Annotated in this window: 3 protein-coding genes and 1 pseudogene; 3 read left to right on the plus strand and 1 reads right to left on the minus strand. The window is 72.8% G+C overall.

The window, feature by feature from the left end:
• A partial coding sequence (locus ACIQ9E_RS29460; RefSeq protein WP_403712212.1) for a beta-ketoacyl synthase N-terminal-like domain-containing protein occupies nucleotides 1-7,004 on the minus strand: 7,004 nt, incomplete at its 3' end.
• A 247-nt stretch (nucleotides 7,005-7,251) separates the two neighbouring features.
• On the opposite strand from ACIQ9E_RS29460, the gene ACIQ9E_RS29465 reads away from it, so the two are divergent.
• The 3 genes and pseudogenes from ACIQ9E_RS29465 to fkbA all read left to right on the plus strand — a co-directional run.
• Nucleotides 7,252-8,244: an FkbO/Hyg5 family chorismatase gene (locus ACIQ9E_RS29465; RefSeq protein ID WP_403712216.1), complete on the plus strand. Its 993-nt coding sequence runs from the start codon at nucleotides 7,252-7,254 to the stop codon at nucleotides 8,242-8,244.
• Nucleotides 8,241-12,809, plus strand: coding sequence for an amino acid adenylation domain-containing protein (locus ACIQ9E_RS29470; protein WP_403712214.1), 4,569 nt, complete (start codon nucleotides 8,241-8,243; stop codon nucleotides 12,807-12,809). Before ACIQ9E_RS29465 ends, ACIQ9E_RS29470 begins: the two co-directional genes overlap by 4 nt.
• Nucleotides 12,810-12,811: 2 nt before the next feature.
• Nucleotides 12,812-21,867: pseudogene (gene fkbA, locus ACIQ9E_RS29475) on the plus strand (tacrolimus type I polyketide synthase FkbA); the annotation flags it as partial.

The following is a 21,867-nucleotide window of genomic DNA, read 5'->3' on the forward strand; positions in this document are numbered from 1 at the left end:
GTGCGGGTGTGGGTGAGGGCGGGGATGTCGGTGGAGTCGGTGATGTCGGTGGGGTCGTCCGGGTGTGCGGCGGTGATGAGGGTGTAGCCGTCGGGCAGGGTGCCGTCGTAGACGGCCTCCGCCACCGGCACCCACTCCAACCCCAGGAGCCCCGGTCCCGACGGCGTGGCGGTGCCCGGCCGTAGTACCAGCGCGTCCACGGAGACGACGGGGCGGCCGTCCGGATCGGCCACCTGCACGGTGACGCCCTCCGGGCCCCGGGTGAGAGCGACCCGCACCGAGGTCGCCCCGCCCGCGTGCAGGCGCACACCTGTCCAGGAGAACGGCAGCTCCAGTTCGCCGCCCGCATCGAGGCGTCCGGCGTGCAGGGCCGCGTCCAGGAGCGCCGGATGAACCCCGAACCGGTCCACCTCTTCGGCGCTGTCCAGAGCGGCTTCGGCGTAGATCGTGTCGCCTGCCGTCCAGGCGGCTCGCAGCCCCTGGAACGCCGGCCCGTAGGCGTAGCCCGCTGCCGCGAGTTGCTCGTAGAACCGGTCCAGGTCTGCCGGTTGCGCTCCGGCCGGGGGCCACTGCGGGAACGCTTCGGGGGTGGTGGTGCCGGTGGTGGTGAGGGTTCCGGTGGCGTGGCGGGTCCAGGTGTCGGTGCCTTCGGGGCGGGCGTGGACGGTCACCGGTCGGCGCCCGGCCTCGTCGGGCCGGTCGACGGTGACGGTGAGATCGACGGCGCCGGTGACCGGGAGTACGAGCGGTGTCTCGATGACCAGTTCGTCGATGGTGTCGCAGCCGGTCTCGTCACCCGCGCGGATCACCAGCTCCAGGAACGCGGTGCCCGGGAGCAGTACCGTGTCCTGGACGGCGTGGTCGGCCAGCCAGGGGTGCGCGGCAAGGGACACCCTGCCCCTGAGCAGGACGCCGTCACTGCCCGGCAGCGCCACGACGCTCGTCAGGAACGGATGCCCGATACCCCCGCCACCGGCCGGAACGGGCGGCAGCCAGTAGCGTTTGTGGTCGAAGGGGTAGGTGGGCAGGTCGAGAAGCCGTTCTCCGGTGGGCGGGACGAGGGTGGTCCAGTCGACGGTGGCACCCTGGACCCAGGCCTCCGCGAGCGCGGTGGTGAACCGGTCCCCGCCGCCTTCGCCGGTACGCAAGGAGGCAACGGTACGTTCCTGGTCGATCGCGGGCAGCAGCACCGGATGCGCACTGCACTCGATGAACAGGGAACCGTCGAGTTCCGCGACCGCCGAATCCATCGCGACCGGTTGACGGAGGTTGCGGTACCAGTAACCGTCCTCGACCGGCTCCTCCACCCAGCGGCTGTCGACCGTGGACCACCAGGGAACGGTCGGAACCCGGGCCGCAACCCCGGTCAGTGCTTCGGCGAGTTCGTCCTCGACGGCTTCGACATGGGGGGTGTGGGAGGCGTAGTCGACCGCGATCCGCCGCACCCGAACCCCTACAGCCTCATACCCCGCCAGGACACTCTCCACAGCCTCGGGGTTGCCCGCGATCACCGTCGAGGACGGTCCGTTACGGGCCGCGATCCACACCCCCTCCACCAACTCCACCTCCCCCGCGGGAAGCGCGACCGAGGCCATCACCCCACGCCCCGCCAGCCGGCCCCCGATCACCCGGCTCCGCAACGCCACCACCCGCGCCCCGTCCTCCAGACTCAGCGCACCCGCCACACACGCCGCCGCAATCTCCCCCTGCGAATGACCCACCACCCCATCCGCCACCACCCCATACGCCCCCCACAAAGCCGCCACACTCACCGCCACCGCCCACGACAACGGCTGCACCACCTCCACAGCCCCGGCATCGTGCCGCCCGGCCAGCACATCACCCAGATCCCAGCCCGTAAACGGCTTCAAGGCCGCCGCACACTCAGCCATCCGTGCCGCAAAAACAGGTGATGCCTCGGCGAGTTCGCGGCCCATGCCGGCCCACTGCGACCCCTGCCCCGGGAATACGAACACCGTCCGCACCCCCTCACCCGCCACACCCCTCACCACACCATCCCCCAACAACACCGCCCGATGACCGAACACCGCACGCCCCCGCACCAACCCATCCGCCACCACACCCACATCCCGCCCACCCCCCACCAACCCACCCACCCGCTCCACCAACACACCCACACCCACACCAGAACGCGCCGACACCGGCAACGGCACCAACCCCCCGGACACTCCAGCCGGAGGAGCCGAGACGTCCGGCACCCCCTCCAGCACCACATGCGCATTCGTCCCGCTCACCCCGAACCCCGACACCCCAGCCCGCCGCGGACGGTCCGTCTCGGGCCACGGCCGCGCCTCCGTCAACACCTCCACCGCCCCCGCCGACCAGTCCACATGCGACGACGCCTCACCCACATGCAACGTCCTCGGCAACACCCCGTACCGCATCGCCAACACCATCTTGATCACACCGGCCACACCCGCCGCCGCCTGCGCATGACCAATATTCGACTTCAACGAACCCAGAAACAGCGGCACCTCACGACCCTGCCCGTACACCGCAATAACCGCCTGCGCCTCAATCGGATCCCCCAACACCGTCCCCGTCCCATGCGCCTCCAGCGCCTGGACGTCGCCCCCGCTGAGTCCGGCGTTGGCAAGTGCCTGCCGGATAACGCGCTGCTGTGCGACACCGTTGGGCGCCGACAGGCCGTTCGACGCACCGTCCTGGTTCACCGCCGAACCGCGCACCACCGCAAGCACCGTATGGCCGTTGCGCTCCGCATCCGACAGCCGCTCCACCACCAGAACACCGACACCTTCGGAGAACCCCGTGCCGTCGGCCGTGTCGGCGAACGCCTTGCAGCGCCCGTCCGGAGCCAGCCCGCGCTGCCGCGAGAACTCCACGAAGCTCTGCGGGGTCGCCATCACGGTGACCCCTCCGGTCAGGGCGAGGGAGCATTCGCCGCTGCGCAGCGCCTGTACCGCCTGGTGCAGGGCGACCAGCGACGACGAACACGCCGTATCGACCGTGACCGCCGGACCCTGGAAGCCGTAGAAGTACGAGAGCCGTCCGGACAGGACGCTCGTCTGGATTGCCGTGACACCCAGTCCGCCCAGGTCGCGCCCGGCGCCGTACCCCTGGTGGAACGCGCCCATGAACACACCGGTGTCGCTGTCCCGGAGCGTGTCGGGGACGATGCCCGCGTGCTCGAAGGCCTCCCACGAGGTCTCCAGGACCAGACGCTGCTGCGGGTCCATGGCCAGGGCCTCGTTCGGGCTGATCCCGAAGAACGCGCTGTCGAACCCGGTCGCCCCGGTGAGGAAGCCGCCGTGGCGGGTCGTCGACCGTCCGGCCGCGTCCGGATCCGGGTCGTACAGGGTCCCGACGTCCCAGCCCCGGTCGGCGGGGAACTCGGTGATCGCGTCGCCCCCGGATTCGACAAGCCGCCACAGGTCCTCCGGCGACGCGACGCCGCCGGGCAGACGGCAGGCCATGCCCACGATCGCGATGGGTTCACCGGAGCCGCCGGACCGGGCCACGGCGGGCGCCGCCGTGGCAGTCCCGGCAAGGTGCCCGGCAAGGTGCGCGGCGAACGCACGCGGGGTGGGATGGTCGAACGCCGTGGACGCGGGCACGCGCAGGCCCGTGCGCGCGGCGACGGTGTTCGCGAATTCGACGGTGGTGAGGGAGTCGAGGCCGTTCTCGCGGAACGTCCGGTCCGGCGCGCAGTGTTCGGCGCCCGACAGGCCGAGGACCGTGGCGGCGGAGTCGCGTACCAGGTCGAGCAGGAGGGCCTCGCGGTCGGCGGCGGCCGCTGCGAGGCGGCTCGCCCATGCCGGTTCCGCGGGTCCGGGCTCATCCGGGCCCGTGGGGCCGGCCCGGCCCGCGAGTTCGCTGAGGATCGGTGGCGTAGCGCCTGCCATCGCCTCGGCCCGTGCGCCCACGGAACCGACTCGGGTGACGACGTACGAGCCGCCGCCCGCGACGGCCCTTGCGATCAGCTCGCCGGTGAGTGCCGCCTGTTCGATTCCGGGCAGACCGTGGAGGGTGACGACCGGGAGCCCGTCCGAGGCTCGCGACCGGGCGGCGTACGCGTCGGCGCCGGCCGGATCGCCGAGCACGAGTTGCACGAGCGCACTCGGGTCCACGGTGTCCCCGGCCGCTCCGGCGTCCGCGGCACCGGTGAACACGGGACCGGAGTCCGCTTGGCCGCGCAGCAGCCCGGCGACGGCGTCGGCACCCTCCCCGGTCACCAGGACCGGTGTGTCCGGGCCGAGCCGGGGCGGGACGGTGAGAACCATCTTGCCGGTGTGCCGGGCCCGGCTCATCCAGCTGAACGCGTCCCGCGCCCGGCGGATGTCCCAGGCGCGCAGCGGCAGCGGCGACAGCTCGCCGCGGTCGAACAGTTCCAGGAGCAGGTCCAGGATGTCCCGCAGCCGTGCGGGGGCGATATCCGACAGGTCGAAGGGCTCCTGCGCGGGGTGCCGGATATCGGTCTTGCCCATCTCCACGAACCGGCCGCCCGGTGCCAGCAACGCGACCGAAGCGTCGAGGAGTTCGCCGGTCAGGGAGTTCAGTACGACGTCCATCGCGGGGAAGACGTCCGCGAAGGCGGTGGTACGGGAGTCCGCCACATGGTCGGCGTCGAAACCGTCGGCGTACAGCAGGTGCTGCTTGGCCGGGCTCGCGGTGGCGTAGACCTCGGCACCGAGGTGGCGGGCGATCCGGGTGGCCGCCATGCCGACGCCGCCCGTCGCGGCGTGGATCAGTACTCTGCGGCCGGGCCGGAGCCCGCCCGCGTCGACGAGTCCGTACCAGGCGGTCGCGAATACGACGGGCACGGACGCGGCGACCGGGAACGACCAGCCCTGCGGAATCCGTGCGATCAGCCTCCGGTCCGCGACAACACTGCGCCGGAACGCGTCCGGTACCAGACCGAACACGCGGTCGCCGGGCATCAGATCGTCGACCCCGGGCCCGACCTCGGTGACGATCCCGGCGGCCTCCCCGCCCATCTCGCCGCCGCCCGGGTAGGTGCCGAGCGCGATCAGCACATCGCGGAAGTTCAGCCCCGCGGCGCGGACGCCGATACGGACCTCGCCCGCGGCCAGCGGGCGCGGCGGCACGTCGGACGGGGCGACCGCGAGGTCGCGGAGGGTTCCGGAAGCGGGCGGCCGCAGGGCCCACCGGCCGGCCGGCAGGGGGGTGGTGACCGCGGGGAGCAGCCGGGGCACGTAGGCGGCGCCGTTGCGCAGGGCGACCCGGGGCTCGCCGAGAGAGGCCGCGGCGGCAACGCGTCCGGCACCGGCGGTACCGTCGTCATCCGGTTCCCCGTCCGTGTCGACCAGTACGAACGATCCGGGCTCGGCGGCCTGGTCCCGGAGTGCCTGGTCCCAGAGCGCCGCCTGGTCCGCGTCCGGGACCTCGGCCGGGTCGACGCCCACCGCGCGGCGGGTGACGACGGTCGGGCCCGGGGAGACGGTGGCGGGCAGCTCGCGCCGCTCCCAGACGAGTTCGCACAGGGCGGCCTCGCCGCTTCCGGTGGCGACCAGGTGCGCCGTACGTCCGGCCAGCTCGCCCCGGCGTACCTTGCCCGATGCGGTGCGCGGGATCTCGGCGGTCCGCAGGATCTCGTCGGGCACCTTGAAGTAGGCGAGTCGGCGGCGGCACTCCGCGAGGATCGCGTCGGCGGGGACGGTGGATCCTTCCGGCACGACGTAGAGCACCGGTATCTCACCGAGGACGGGGTGGGGACGGCCCGCCGCTGCGGCGTCCCGGACGCCCGGCACTTCCTGGGCGACGGACTCGATCTCCCCCGGGTGGATGTTCTCCCCGGCGCGGATGATGAGTTCCTTGACCCGTCCGGTGATCGTCACATGTCCGGTCTCCGTCCGGCGTGCCAGGTCCCCGGTGCGGTACCAGCCGTCGACGAGGACCTCGGCGGTCGCCTCGGGCTGCTCGTGGTAGCCGAGCATGAGGCCCGGTCCGCTCGCCCACAGCTCGCCCTCGTCGCCGTGCGGCACTTCGGTGCCGGTCACCGGGTCGACGAACCGCAGCGAAAGGCCCGGGACGGGCAGCCCGCAGGAGCCGGGTACCCGTGGGCCGGCCAGGGTGTTGGCCGTGAGGGATCCGGTGGTCTCCGTGCAGCCGTAGGTGTCGAGCAGCGGCACACCGAAGGCGGCTTCGAAGTCCGCCGTGAGCGAGGCGGGTGCCGTGGATCCCGCGACCAGCGCCGCGCGCAGTGCGCCGGTCTCCGGTACGCCGGACACGGCGCCGAGGAGGTAGCGGTACATCGTCGGTACGCCGACCAGTACGGTGCTCCGGTGTTCGGCGAGGGCGTCGAGGACGTCGCGCGCGACGAAGCCGCCGAGGATCCGGGCGGATGCGCCGACGGTGAGGACCGCGAGCAGGCAGAGATGGTGGCCGAGGCTGTGGAAGAGCGGTGCGGGCCAGAGCAGTTCGTCGTCCTCGGTGAGTTCCCAGGAGGGTATGTCGCAGTACAGCGCGGACCAGAGGCCGCTGCGCTGGGCCGAGACGACCCCTTTGGGGCGTCCGGTCGTTCCGGACGTGTAGAGCATCCAGGCGGGTTCGTCCAGGCCGAGGTCGTCGCGGGGCGGGTGGCCCGGTTCGGTTCCGGCGAGGTCTTCGTACCGGGTGCAGTCCGGGTCCCGCTCCCCCGCGAGCACGACCGTGGCATCGGTGCCCACCCGGCGCACCTGGTCGAGGTGGAGGTCGTCGGTGATCAGGACGGTCGCGCCGGAGTCGGTGAGGAAGTGCGCGATCTCCGCATCGCCGGCGTCCGGGTTGAGGGGCACGGCGACGGCGGCGGCCCGTGCGGCGGCGATATAGGCCTCGATGGTCTCGATCCGGTTGCCGAGCAGCAGCGCGATCCGGTCGCCGCGGCCCACCCCCGCCGCCGCGAGATGTCCGGCGATCCGGCCGGTCCTGAGCCGGAGCTGCGCGTACGTCACAGCGCGGCGGGAATCCACATAGGCGATCCGGTCACCCTGCCGTTCGGCGTTCACACGCAGCAATTCGTGCACAGGCCGAAGTGATTCCCCACGCGCCATGAAAACGCCTTTCTCTCGGCTGACGGTACGGCAGCACGAAGCCGGCAGTGAGTGTCGGCGACGTTAGCAGCGAACCCCTGACGGTCCCCCCCTGACCATCCCCCCTGCCCCCGGCCGCATGGTCCTGCCGCGCATTTAGGGGGTTGCCCGAATACCGTCGCGCGTACTTGTCTGCATCGTGACCGACAACGGAACGGCAGGGAGGGATGGGGCTTTGTCTGTGCCTGTCGCGGCACCGTACTGCCGCTTCGAGAAGCTCGTGCCGTCGGACCTCGAAGGGGACGAGACGGTCCTCGGCGTCATCGAACACGGCACCGGTCATGCCGAGGTGTCGCTGACGGACGGGGTCCCGCGTACCGCGGTGCACACCACGACCTTCGAGGAGGAGGCGTTCGCCGAGGTCTGGCGCGGGCGGCCGCCCGTCGAGTCCGGTCGGGACGGAGGCATCGCCTGGGCCCGCACCGACGACTACCTGTTCGGTATCGGCCGGGTCCCCGAGAGCCACGGGTACGCCGACGCCGTCGCCGCGCTCTACACACAGGTCTTCGCGCTCACCCGGTCCCTGGGGCGTCCGCTGCTCGCCCGGACCTGGAACTACATCAGTGGTATCAACGCGGCGAACGCGGACGGCCTGGAGGTGTACCGGGACTTCTGCGTCGGCCGTGCGCAGGCCCTGGACGCGGGCGGGATCGACCCGGCCGGAATGCCCGCCGCCACCGGCATCGGCGCGCACGGGGGCGGTATCACCTGCGTGTTCCTCGCTGCCCGCGGCGGAACCCGGATCAACATCGAGAACCCCGCCGTCCTCACGGCACACCGCTACCCCGCGGCGTACGGCCCGCGCGCCCCGGTCTTCGCCCGTGCGACCTGGCTGGGCCCGCCGGGCGGCAGCCGGCTGTTCGTCTCGGCGACGGCTGGAATCCTCGGGCACGAGACGACGCACCACGGTGATGTCACCGGTCAGTGCGAGGTCGCCCTGGACAATATCGCCCGGGTCGTCGGGGCCGGCAACCTGCACCGGCACGGCGTCCCGCGAGGGTACGTCCTCACCGACGTCGATCACGTCAAGGTCTACGTCCGTCGCCGCTCGGACCTCCCCGCGGTCCGCCGGGTCTGCGCCGCGCGCCTGTCGAAGACCGCGACCGTCGCGTTTCTGCACACCGACATCGCCCGCGCCGACCTGCTCGTGGAGATCGAAGGAGTGGTGTCGTGACAGCGGACGGAAAAAGGCCGGGAACGCTCCGCTTCGGTGGTTCCGCAAAGAATCGGGGAAACCGTGGAACCCGGGGAAATCGCGAGCCGCGGGAAAACGGGGGGAACCAGTATCGGGAGATCGGGACCGCCAATCGTACCGAGCCGCTCCTCACTTCGTTTTCACAGCGGCGTATCTGGTTTCTGCAAGAACTGGACCCGGACAGCAATGCCTACAATCTTCCGCTGGTGCAGCGGCTGACCGGTCCGCTCGACGCGGAGCTTCTGGAGCGTGCCCTCGCGCTCGTCGTAGCGCGGCACGAGGCGTTGCGGACCGTGTTCGACGCCGCGGACGGCGAACCCGTCCAGCGGGTGCTGCCCGCTCCGGCCCGGGTCCTGCGCCGGACCCGGGCCGCCGACGAGGAGGACGCGGCCCGGCTGGTGCGCGACGAGATCGCCGCGCCGTTCGACCTCTCCACCGGGCCGTTGATCAGGGCCCTGCTGATCCGGGTGGACGACGGCCGTCACCTACTGGCGGTGGTCGTGCACCACATCGCCTGTGACGGCTGGTCGTTCGGGATCCTCCAACTGGAACTCGCCGCGCACTACACGGCTCTTCGCGAAACGTCCCGCCCCGCCGTCCTGCCGCCGCTGTCGCTCCAGTACGCCGACTTCGCCGCCTGGGAACGGTCCGAGCTGACCGGCGCCGGGCTCGACAAGCGCCTGGCCCACTGGCGCGACCGGCTCAAAGGCGCCCCGCCCGTACTCCGTCTGCCGTCCGACCGGCCCCGTCCTGCCGTCGCCGCCCCGGACGCGGGGATGGTCGAGTGGCGGCCGCCGTCCGCCCTGACCTCGGCGGTGCTCCGGCTGGGGCGCGATTCCGGTACGACCGTGTTCATGACGCTGCTCTCGGCGTTCCAGATCGTTCTCGCCCGGCATGCGGGCACCCTGGACGTACTGGTCGGCACGCCCGTCGCCAACCGCACCCGGGCGGCGTTCGAGGGCCTGATCGGCATGTTCGTCAATACGCTCGCCCTCCGCGGCGACCTCTCCGGCGATCCCGCGTTCCGGGAACTGCTCGACCGCTGCCGCGCCATGACGACGGACGCCTTCACCCACGCCGACCTCCCGTTCGAGAATCTCATCGAAGTCGTCGCGCCGGAGCGCGACCTGTCCGTCAACCCGGTCGTCCAGGTGCTGCTCCAGGTCCTCAGACGCGATACGACGGCATCCGCGCTGCCCGGTGTCACCGCCGAGCCCTTCCCCGCCGGCCGCTGGTTCACCCGCTTCGACCTCGAATTCCATGTGTACGAGGAGTCCGGGGGGACCCTCGTCGGAGAGCTGCTGTACAGCCGGGCGCTGTTCGACGAACCGCGGATCACCCGGTTGCTCGACGAGTTCACGGCCGTGCTGCGGGCCGTCACGGCCGACCCGGGTATCCGGCTGTCCGGTCTGCCGGGGGGCGGCGGCGGTACCGTACCGGCCCCGGTGATCCCCTCGAACGACACGGCGCGGGAGCTGCCCGTCGAAACCCTGCCGGAACTGCTGGCACGGTACGCCGCACGGAGCCCCGACGCCGTCGCCGTCACGGATCCGCGGACCTCGCTCACCTACGCCGAGCTGGACCGGCGCGCCAACCGTCTGGCGCAGCTGCTCCGGGCCCGCGGCACCGCCACCGGCGATCTGGTGGGGATCTGTGCCGACCGCGGTGCCGACCTGATCGTCGGCATCGTGGGGATCCTCAAGGCAGGTGCCGCGTACGTCCCGCTCGACCCCGAACACCCGGCGGAGCGGACGACGTTCGTCCTGGCGGACGCGCAGCTGACCACGGTGGTCACGGACAGCGCCTACCGTCCCCGCTTCCCGGGGGTCGCGCACGTGGTGACGCCCGACGACCCGCACCTCGGCCGGCAGCCCGACACCGCACCGCGCATCACGCTCGACCGGGACAGCCTCGCCTACGCGATCTACACATCGGGGTCGACCGGGAAACCCAAGGCCGTGCTGATGCCGGGCGTCAGCGCCGTCAACCTGCTGCTCTGGCAGGAACGGACCATGGGGCGCGAACCGGCCAGCCGGACCGTCCAGTTCGTGACCAGCACCTTCGACTACTCGGTGCAGGAGATCTTCTCCGCTCTCCTCGGCGGCACCCTCGTCATCCCGCCGGACGAGGTCCGGCTCGACCCGCCGGGGCTCGCACGGTGGATGGACGAGCAGGCGATCACCCGCATCTACGCGCCGACGGCGGTACTGCGCGCCCTGGTCGGGCACGTCGACCCGCACAGCGAGCAGCTTTCCGCGCTGCGGCACCTCTGCCAGGGCGGCGAGGCACTCGTCCTCGACACCCGGCTGCGCGAACTCTGCCGGCACCGGCCCCGGCTGCGCGTCCACAACCACTACGGCCCCGCCGAGAGCCAGCTCATCACCGCGTACACCCTGCCCTCCGACCCGGGTACCTGGCCCGCCTCCGCACCGATCGGCCCGCCGATCGACAACACCCGCATCCATCTCCTCGACGAGGCGCTGAGACCGGTTCCGGACGGTATGCCGGGCCAGCTCTGCGTCGCGGGCATCGGACTCGCCCGCGGCTATCTGGCCCGCCCCGAACTGACCGCCGAACGGTGGATCCCGGGCGGCGCCACTGGCGAGGAACGCCTCTACCTCACCGGCGATCTGGCGCGCCGCGCGCCCTCCGGCGACCTCGACTTCCTCGGCCGGATCGACGACCAGGTCAAGATCCGCGGTATCCGCATCGAACCGGGTGAGATCGAGAACGCGCTCGCCGACGATCCCCGGGTCGCGGACGCGGCCGTGTCCGTACGGGAGGATCCGCGGGGCGAGAAGTTCCTGGCGGCGTACGTCGTACCGGCCGGCGGGCCGCACGGCGACGGTTTCGCCGCGTCGCTGCGTGACGGCCTCGCCGCCCGGCTGCCCGCCTATCTCGTGCCGTCCGCCGTCGTCACGGTCGCCGCACTGCCCCGGACCACGAGCGGCAAAGTGGACCGGCGGGCACTGCCCGACCCGGAGCCGGGCCGCGGATCGGAGCGGCAGGCCGCTCCCCGTACCGCCGCCGAGCGGGTGGTGTGCCGCATCTTCCAGGACGTACTGGACCTCCCCCGCGTCGGTGCCGACGACGACTTCTTCGTGCTGGGCGGCCATTCGCTGCTCGCCACCCGGCTCGTTTCCCGGATCCGGGCCGAGTTCGGCGTCGACGTCGCTCTGCGGACCCTCTTCGACGGACGGACACCCGCCGCCCTCGCCCGCGCGGTGGACACGGCGGCACCCGCCGCCGTACCGCCCCCGATCCGGCCCCTCCCCACCGAGGGGCCCGCACCCGTCACCGCGGCGCAGGAACAGATGCTCCACTCGCACGGTTCACTGCTCGCCGCCCCGTCCTACACGGTCGCCCCGTACGGGTTCCGGCTGCACGGGCCGCTCGACCACCACAGCCTCGATGCGGCACTGACCCGGATCACGGCCCGGCACGAGCCGTTGCGGACCGGGTTCTCGGGCCGGAATCAGATCGTCCACCCGCCTGCCGGGATACGCGCCGAGGTCGTCGAGCCGGGGCCGGGCGGCGTCCCGGACGCGGTCCGGGCCGCCCGTGCGGAACTGACCCGGCCGTTCGACCTCGTGAACGGGCCGCTGCTGCGCGCCGTACTCCTCCCGCTCGGTGCCGAGGATCATGTACTGCTGCTGATGCTGCACCACCTCGCAGGCGACGGCTGGTCCTTCGACCTCCTGGTCCGGGAGCTGTCGGGAGCGTCACCCGATCTGCCGGTGTCGTACACGGACGTCGCCCGGTGGGAGGGGACCCCGGCGGTCGTCGCGTCGCGGGAGAACGACCGGGCCTACTGGAAGCGGCGGTTGGAGGGGGTCCGCGGGCCGGAGCTGCCCACGGTCCGCCCCCGCGGTACGGCCGCACCGGACGGGCGGGCCTTCCTCTGGAAGCTCGACGACACCGCCGTCACGGCTGCACGCAGGATCGCCGGGGCCCGGAACGCAACCTTGCAGGAGACCGTGCTCGGCGCCTTCGCCCTGGTCGTGGCGGAGGCGGCGGGCACCGACGACCTGCTCGTCACGACGCCGTTCGCGGACCGGGGCCAGGCCGGGACCGAGCATCTCATCGGCTTCTTCGCCAAGGTGCTCGCCCTCCGGGTCGACGTCGGTGACGGCCACGGCGGCACAGCGTCGTTCCCCGAAGTCCTGCGGCGGGTGGGGACCGCGATGACCGGCGCCCACGCCCATCAGTCGGTGCCCTACTCGGCGATGCGCGCGGCCGATCCCGCGCTGCCGCCGGCCGCCCTGTCGTTCCAGCTCATCAGCGCGCTCAGTACGGAGCTGCGGCTGCCCGGGCTGCGCACCGAACCGTTTCCCGTCGTCGCCGAGAGCGCCGGCGCCGTCAACGGCGAACTGTCGGTCAACCTCTTCGACGACGGCCGCACCGTATCCGGCGCGGTCGTCCACGACGCCGCGCTGCTCGACCGTGCGACCGTCGCGGACCTGCTCACCCGGGTGGAGTCGGCCCTTCGTGCCGCCGCGGACGACCTCACCGTACCCGTCACCGGCCCCGTGGGAAGCGAGTAGCCGTGCCCGAACAGGACAAGACGGTCGAGTACCTGCGCTGGACGACCGCGGAACTGCAGAAGGCCCGGATGGAGCTGGCCGCGCACAGCGAGCCCCTGGCGATCGTCGGCATGGCGTGCCGGCTGCCGGGCGGGGTGGAATCGCCGGACGATCTGTGGCGGCTGCTCGACTCCGGCGGCGACGGCATCGGCGCACATCCCGCCGACCGCGGCTGGGAGACGTCCGCCGGCGGCCGCGGCGGATTCCTCACCGGTGCGGCCGGGTTCGACGCCGCGTTCTTCGGGATCAGCCCGCGCGAGGCCCTCGCGATGGACCCGCAGCAGCGGATCGTCCTGGAAACGTCGTGGGAGGCGCTCGAACACGCGGGCATCGACCCGTATGCGCTGAAGGGCAGCGATACCGGGGTGTTCCTGGGGGCTTTCTTCCAAGGCTACGGAATCGGCGCGGACTTCGACGGGTACGGCACCACCAGCATCCATACGAGCGTCCTCTCCGGCCGTCTCGCCTACTTCTACGGTCTGGAGGGCCCGGCGGTCACGGTCGACACCGCGTGTTCGTCGTCGCTGGTCGCGCTCCACCAGGCCGGTCAGTCCCTGCGTACCGGGGAATGCTCCCTCGCGCTGGTCGGCGGTGTCACGGTCCTGGCATCCCCGGCGGGCTTCGCGGACTTCTCCGAGCAGGGCGGTCTGGCGCCGGACGGCCGGTGCAAGGCCTTCGCGGACGCCGCCGACGGCACCGCCTTCGCGGAGGGCTCCGGTGTCCTGGTCGTGGAGCGGCTCTCCGATGCCGAGCGGCTCGGCCACCGGATCCTCGCGGTCGTCCGCGGGTCCGCCGTCAACCAGGACGGCGCCTCCAACGGGCTCTCCGCACCCAACGGGCCCTCCCAGGAGCGCGTCATCCGGCAGGCCCTCGCCGGCGCGGGACTCGGCACGGCCGACATCCACGCCGTGGAGGCCCATGGCACCGGCACCCGCCTCGGGGACCCCATCGAAGCGACCGCGCTGCTCGCGACCTACGGGCAGAGCCGCACCACACCCCTCCTCCTCGGCTCCCTGAAGTCCAACATCGGCCACACCCAGGCCGCCGCGGGCGTCGCGGGCATCATCAAAATGATCCTCGCCATGCACCACGGCACCCTGCCCCGCACCCTGCACATCGACACACCGTCCACCCACGTCGACTGGACCTCCGGGGGCATCGAACTCCTCACCGAAGCCCGCCCCTGGCCCACGGCCGCAGGGCCCCACCGCGCCGGTATCTCCTCCTTCGGCGTCAGCGGCACCAACGCCCACGTCATCATCGAAAGCCGCCCCCAGCCCGCATCCGAGACCCCGCCCGACACCCGCCCCCTGCCCCTGCCCGTCTCCGCCCGCACCCCCGAGGCGCTCGACCGGCAGCTCACCCGGATACGCGCATTCCTCCACGACCGCCCCGGCGTGGACCGCGCCGCGGTCGCGCAGACCCTGGCCCGGCGGACCACTTTCGAGCACCGTGCCGTGCTCCTCGGTGACACGGTCGTCACCGCGGACCCGAACGCGCCCCTCGGGCCGGTCGTCTTCGTCTACTCGGGCCAGAGCACACTGCGCCCGGAGACCGGCGACCGGCTGGCGGCCACCTACCCCGTCTTCGCCGAAGCACGGCGCGAGGCCCTCGACCACCTCGACCCCGACCAGGGCCCGGCCAGGCACTTCGCCCACCAGGCCGCACTCACCGCGCTGCTGCGGTCCTGGGGCATCACCCCGCACGCGGTCATCGGCCACTCCCTCGGTGAGATCACCGCCGCATACACGGCCGGCGTCCTGTCGCTCCGCGACGCATGCACACTCCTCACCGTCCGCAGCCGCCTCATGGACGGACTCCCCGAGGGCGGCGCGATGGTCACCGTCCTCACCGGCGAAGAGAAAGCGCGCCGGGCGCTGCGCCCCGGAGTGGAGATCGCCGCCGTCAACGGCCCCCATTCCGTCGTGCTCTCCGGCGACGAGGACGCCGTACTCGACGTCGCGCAGCGGCTCGGCATCCACCACCGGCTGCCGACCCGCCACGCCGGCCACTCCGCGCGCATGGATCCGCTCGTCGCGCCGCTGCTGGAAGCCGCCGGAGGGCTGACCTACCACCAGCCGCGCATCGGCATCCCCTCGGACCCCACCACGGCCGGCTACTGGGCGCGCCAAGTCCGCGACCCGGTGCGCTTCCAGGAGCACACCGAACAGTTCCCCGGCGCCACGTTCCTGGAAATCGGGCCCAACCAGGACCTCTCCCCGGTCATCGACGGCATTCCCACCCAGACGGGTACGCCCGACGAGGCCCTGGCGCTCCACACCGCCCTCGCACAGCTGTACACCCGTGGTTTCGCGGTCGACTGGACGGCGGTACTCGGCAGTGACCGCGTACCCGTCGCACTGCCCGCGTACCCGTTCGAACATCAGGATTACTGGCTGCGTGCCACCGCACGGGCGGATGTGACCGGCGCGGGGCAGGAACAGGTCGTACACCCGCTGCTCGGCGCCGCGGTCGCGCTCCCCGGCACCGGCGGAACCGTTCTGACCGGACGGATCTCCCTGGCCTCCCACCCCTGGCTGGGCGGGCACGCCGTCAACGGCACCGTGCTCCTGCCCGGTACGGCGTTCCTCGAACTCGCGGTGCGCGCAGGCGACGAGACCGGCTGCGACCTCCTTCACGAACTGGCCGTCGAGGCTCCGCTCGCCCTGCCCGAGAACGGCTCCGTGGCCGTCTCCGTCGAGGTGGCGGAGCCCGACGACACAGGACGCCGCTCGGTCACCGTCCACGCGCGCGCCGAAGGCACGGGCCCGTGGACCCGCCATGCCTCCGGCTTCCTCGGCAAGGCACCGGCGGTGACCGCGGTGACGGACCCGGCGCCCTGGCCGCCCGCCGGGGCCCTGCCGGTCGGCGTGGACGACGTCTACGAACGGTTCCGGAGTATCGGATACGGGTACGGGCCGGCGTTCCAGGGGCTGCGGGCGGCATGGCGTGACGGCGACACGCTCCACGCCGAGGTCGCACTCCCCGGCGAGCAGCTCGCGGACGCCGCCCGGTTCACCCTGCACCCCGCCCTGTTCGACGCCGCGTTCCAGGCCGGGGCCCTGTACGCGCTCGACACTCCCGGTACGGCGGCCCGGCTGCCGTTCGCCTTCCAGGATGTCCGCATCCATGCGTCCGGGGCGACGCGGGCCCGGGTCACCGTCAGCCGCGACGGTGAGCGCAGCACGATCCGTATGACCGGTGAGGACGGCCGGCCGGTGGCCGCCGTCGGGTCGGTGGTGTCGCGCCCGTACACCGGCGGAACCGGCCCCGGCGAGAATCTGCTGCGCCCGGTCTGGACCGAGCTGCCGATGCCCGTACCGTCCGCGGCCGACCCGCGGGTGGAGATTCTCGGCGCGGACCCCGTCGACGGCGACCCCACCGTGGCGGTGAGGGAGCTGACGGGCCGCGTCCTCGACGCCCTGCGCCGCCGGCTGTCCGACCCCGATGAGGTGACCCTCGTCGTCCGGACCGGCACCGGCCCCGCGGCGGCCGCCGCGGGGGGCCTGGTCCGCTCGGCACAGGCGGAGAATCCCGGGCGTATCGTCCTTGTCGAGGCACCCCCGGACACCCCCGCGGACCTGCTCGCCGCCTGCGCCGCGCTGGACGAGACACAGCTGGCCGTCCGGGACGGTGTGCTGTACGCGCGGCGTCTGGTGCGGATGTCCGACCCGGTGCACGGCCCACTGCCCCTGCCGGACGGCGACTGGCTGCTCACCCGCTCCCCCTCCGGTGTTCTGCACGAGGTCGCACTGACCGCCGACGACACGCCCCGCCGGGAACTCGCGGCCGGTGAGGTCCGCTTCGACGTCCGGGCCGCGGGCCTGAACTTCCGGGACGTGCTGATCGCGCTCGGGACGTACCAGGGGGCCACCGCCATGGGCGGTGAGGCCGCGGGCGTCGTCGTGGAGACCGGTCCCGGCGTGACCGACCTCGCCCCCGGCGACCGGGTCTTCGGCCTGACCCGGGGCGGTATCGGCCCGACCGCGGTCACGGACCGGCGCTGGCTGGCCCGGATACCCGACGGGTGGAGCTTCGCCACGGCGGCATCCGTCCCGGTGGTGTTCGCGACCGCCTGGTACGGCCTGGTCGACCTCGCGGGGCTGCGCGAGGGCGAGAGGGTCCTCGTCCACGCGGCCACCGGCGGTGTCGGCATGGCCGCCACCCGGATCGCCCGGCACCTGGGCGCCGAGGTCTACGCCACCGCGGGCACCGGGAAGCAGCATGTGCTGCGCGCCGCCGGGCTGCCCGGCACCCGTATCGCCGACTCACGGACGACCGCGTTCCGGACCGCGTTCCCGCGGATGGACGTCGTCCTCAACTCCCTGACCGGCGAGTTCATCGACGCGTCACTCGAACTCCTCGACGCGGACGGCCGGTTCGTCGAGATGGGCCGCGCCGAGCTGCGCGATCCGGACACCGTCACACCCGCCTATCTGCCGTTCGACCTCCTCGACGCGGGCACCGACCGCATCGGTGAGATCCTGGGCGAACTCGTCGGGCTGTTCGAGACGGGCGCGCTCCATCCGCTGCCGGTCCGCGCCTGGGACGTCCGGCAGGCGCGGACCGCGCTCGACCGGATGAGCCGCGCCCGCCATATCGGCAAGTACGTCCTCACCCTCCCCCGGCCGCTCGACCCGGACGGCGCGGTCGTCATCACCGGCGGATCCGGCACCCTCGCCGGGATCCTGGCCCGTCATCTCGGCGGACGGCACGTCTATCTGCTGTCCCGGACGGCGCCGCCGGAGGGAACACCCGGCACCTATCTGCCGTGCGACGTCGGTGACCGGCAGCAACTGGCGGCGGCGCTGGGGCGGATCGGCAGGCCGATCACCGCCGTGGTGCACACCGCGGGCGCGCTGGACGACGCCACCGTCGCTTCGCTCACTCCCGGGCACTTCGACACCGTCCTGCGTCCGAAGGCCGACGGCGCCTGGCATCTCCACGAACTCACCGAGGACCAGGACCTCGCGGCGTTCGTGCTCTACTCGTCGGCCGCCGGCGTCCTCGGCAACGCGGGCCAGGGCAACTACGCCGCGGCCAACGCGTTCCTCGACGAACTCGCCGAACAGCGCCACGCGGCGGGCCTGCCCGCACTGTCCATCGCCTGGGGACTCTGGGAGGACACGAGCGCGCTCACCGCGGGGCTCGGTGAGGCGGACCGGGACCGGATGCGGCGGAGCGGATTCCGTACGATCGGCGCACGGCTGGGCATGCGTCTGTACGAGGCGGCGGGGCGCAGCGGGAGTCCCGTGGTGGCGGCTGCCGAGCTGGACGAGGCGCCGGACGTACCGCTGCTGCGCGGGCTCCGGCGTACGACCGTCCGGCGGGCCGCGGTCCGGGAGCGTTCCTTCGCGGACCGGCTCGCCGCACTGCCGGAGGGCGAGCGCGGGGATGCGCTCCTCGCGCTCGTCCGGGACTGCACGGCCACCGTACTCGGCCATCTGGGCAGCGAGGGGATCCCGCCGGGGTCGACGTTCAAGGAACTCGGGATCGACTCGCTCACCGCGGTGCAACTCCGCAACGCGCTCACCACGGCGACCGGTGTACGGCTCCGGGCCACGGCGGTCTTCGACTTCCCGACGCCTCGTGCGCTCGCGGCGAAGCTCGGCGACGAGCTGACCGGGGTCCGTGCGGCCGTGCCGGCCCCGAGCGCGGCCACGGAGGTGGTGCACGACGAGCCGCTGGCGATCGTCGGCATGGCCTGCCGGCTGCCGGGCGGCGTCACCTCGCCGGAGGAGCTGTGGCGGCTCGTCGTGTCCGGCACCGACGCCATCGCCGAGTTCCCGACGGACCGCGGCTGGGACATCGACGCCCTCTACGACCCCGACCCCGACGCCACCGGCAAGACGTTCGTCCGGCACGGCGGCTTCCTCGGCAGCGCGACCGGCTTCGACGCGGCGTTCTTCGGCATCAGCCCGCGCGAGGCACTGGCCATGGACCCGCAGCAGCGGGTCCTCCTGGAGACCTCCTGGGAGGCGTTCGAAAGCGCCGGTCTGACCCCGGACTCGGCCCGGGGCAGTGATACCGGCGTCTTCATCGGCGCGTTCTCCTACGGCTACGGCACGGGGGCGGATACCAACGGTTTCGGCGCGACGGGCTCGCAGACGAGCGTGCTCTCCGGCCGGCTCTCCTACTTCTACGGTCTGGAGGGGCCGTCGGTCACCGTGGACACGGCCTGTTCGTCGTCGCTGGTCGCGCTCCATCAGGCCGGTCAGTCCCTGCGTAGCGGGGAATGCTCCCTGGCCCTGGTCGGCGGTGTCACGGTGATGGCATCGCCCGGCGGTTTCGTCGAGTTCTCCCGGCAGCGCGGTCTCGCGCCGGACGGGCGGGCGAAGGCGTTCGGCGCGGGCGCGGACGGTACGAGCTTCGCCGAGGGCGCCGGTGTCCTGGTCGTCGAGCGGCTCTCCGACGCGGAACGCCACGGCCGTACCGTCCTCGCGGTCGTCCGCGGCTCCGCGGTCAACTCCGACGGCGCGTCGAACGGTCTGTCGGCGCCCAACGGGCCGTCGCAGGAGCGTGTCATCCGGCAGGCGCTCGCCAACGCGCGGCTCGAACCGTCCGACGTCGACGCGGTCGAGGCGCACGGCACCGGCACCCGCCTCGGTGACCCCATCGAGGCGACCGCGCTGCTCGCGACGTACGGGCAGGACCGGGCGGAGCCCCTGCTGCTCGGCTCGCTGAAGTCGAACATCGGGCATGCGCAGGCCGCGTCCGGGGTGGCCGGGATCATCAAGATGGTGCAGGCCATCCGGCACGGGGAGCTGCCGCCGACTCTCCACGCGGACGAGCCGTCACCGCATGTCGACTGGACGGCCGGCGCCGTTGAGCTGCTGACGTCGGCCCGGCCGTGGCCGCGGACCGGCCGTCCGCGCCGCGCCGCCGTCTCGTCGTTCGGAGTGAGCGGTACGAACGCGCATATCGTCCTGGAGGCCGGGCCGGACCCCGCCCCGCCCCTACCGGCACCGGTACCGGCACCGGAGGACGTGCCGGCATCGGAGGAGGGCCTTCCGCTGCTGGTGTCGGCGCGGTCGGCGGAGGCACTCGACGAGCAGATCGCGCGTCTGCGCGCCTATCTCGGCTCCGACCCGGGCATCGACAGGGCGGCGGTGGCGCAGACTCTGGCCCGGCGTACGCACTTCGCGCACCGTGCCGTGCTGCTCGGTGACACCGTCATCACCACTCCCCCGGCGGAAGAGCCCGGGAAGCTGGTCTTCGTCTACTCCGGCCAGGGCACCCAGCACCCGTCGATGGGCGAGCACCTCGCCGCCGCCTTCCCCGCCTTCGCCGGGGCGTGGCGGGACACGCTCCACCGGCTGGGCGACCCCGATCCCCACGACCCCACGAGAAGTCAGCACACGCTCTTCGCCCACCAGGCGGCGTTCACCTCCCTCCTGAAGTCCTGGGACATCGCCCCGGACGCGGTCATCGGCCACTCACTCGGTGAGATCACGGCCGCCCGCACGGCCGGGATCCTGTCTCTCGACGACGCCTGCACCCTGGTCACCGCCCGCGCCCGCCTGATGCACACGCTGCCGCCGCCCGGCGCCATGGTCACGGTACTGACCAGCGAGGAGGAGGCACGGCATGCGCTCCGGCCGGGCGTGGAGATCGCCGCGGTCAACGGCCCCCACTCCATCGTGCTCTCCGGCGACGAGGACGCGGTGCTCGACGTCGCGCAGGGCCTCGGCATCCACCACCGGCTGCCCGCGCCGCACGCGGGACACTCCGCGCATATGGAGCCGGTGGCCGCCGAACTGCTCGCGACCACCCGGCGGCTCCGCTACCACCGGCCCCGTATCGCCGTCCCCAACGACCCGACCACGGCCGAGTACTGGGCGGAGCAGGTCCGCAAGCCGGTGCTGTTCCATGAGCACACGCGGCGGTATCCCGATGCCGTGTTCGTCGAGATCGGCCCCGGACAGGACCTCTCGCCGCTGGTCGACGGGATCTCTCTGCAGAACGGCACGGCGAACGAGGTGCAGGCGCTGTACACCGCGCTCGCCCGCCTCCACACGCGGGGCGCGACGCTCGACTGGCCCCTGATCCTGGGCGGTGACCCGCGCCACGACCCGGATGTTCCCGGGTACGCGTTCCAGCGGCGCGCCTACTGGATCGCATCGGCGCCCGCGGCCACGACCGAAGCGGGCCACCCCGTCCTCGGCACCGGGGTCGCCCTGGCCGGATCGCCGGGCCGGGTGTTCACGGGCGCGGTACCCGCGGGTGCGGACCGGGCGGTGTTCCTGGCCGAACTGGCCCTCGCCGCCGCGGACGCGGTCGACTGCGCCACGGTCGAACGTCTCGACATCACCAGCCTGCCCGGCGGGTCCGCGGGGGGCAGGGCCACCGTACAGCTCTGGGTCGGTGAGCCCGGGGCCGACGGCAGACTCCCGTTCACGGTGCACACCCGTGTCGGCGGCGGCCCGTGGACCCTGCACGCCGAAGGCGTGCTCCGCCCGGGCGGGGTACCCGTGCCGGAAGCCGTCGACACCGCGTGGCCGCCGCCGGGCGCGGTGCCCGCCGACGGGTCGCCGGGGGCGTGGCGGCGCGGGGACCAGGTGTTCGTCGAGGCAGAAATCGACGGCACGGCCGGCACGGCCGGCTCGGACGGTTCGGACGGTTCGGCCGGCTTCGTGATCCATCCCGACCTGCTCGACACGGTCTTCTCGGCCGTCGGCGGCAGCCGCAGGCCGATCGCCTGGCACGATCTCGCGGTGCATGCGTCGGACGCCACCGTGCTGCGGGCCCGTCTCACCCGGCGTACGGGCGGTGCCGTGGAACTCGCCGCGTTCGACGGTGCCGGTCTGCCGGTACTCAGCGCGGCCTCGGTGGCCTTGGGCGAAGTCGCGTCGGCGGGCGATACGAACGGTCTGCTGGGGTTGGAGTGGGTGCCGGTGGCGGAGGCCGTCTACGACGGCACCCTTCCCGACGGCTACACCCTCATCACCGCCGCACACCCGGACGACCCCACCGACATCACCGACTCCACCGACATCCCCGCCCTCACCCACACCCGCAC

The organism is Streptomyces sp. NPDC094448 (genome assembly GCF_044763775.1).
Lineage (GTDB): Bacteria > Actinomycetota > Actinomycetes > Streptomycetales > Streptomycetaceae > Streptomyces.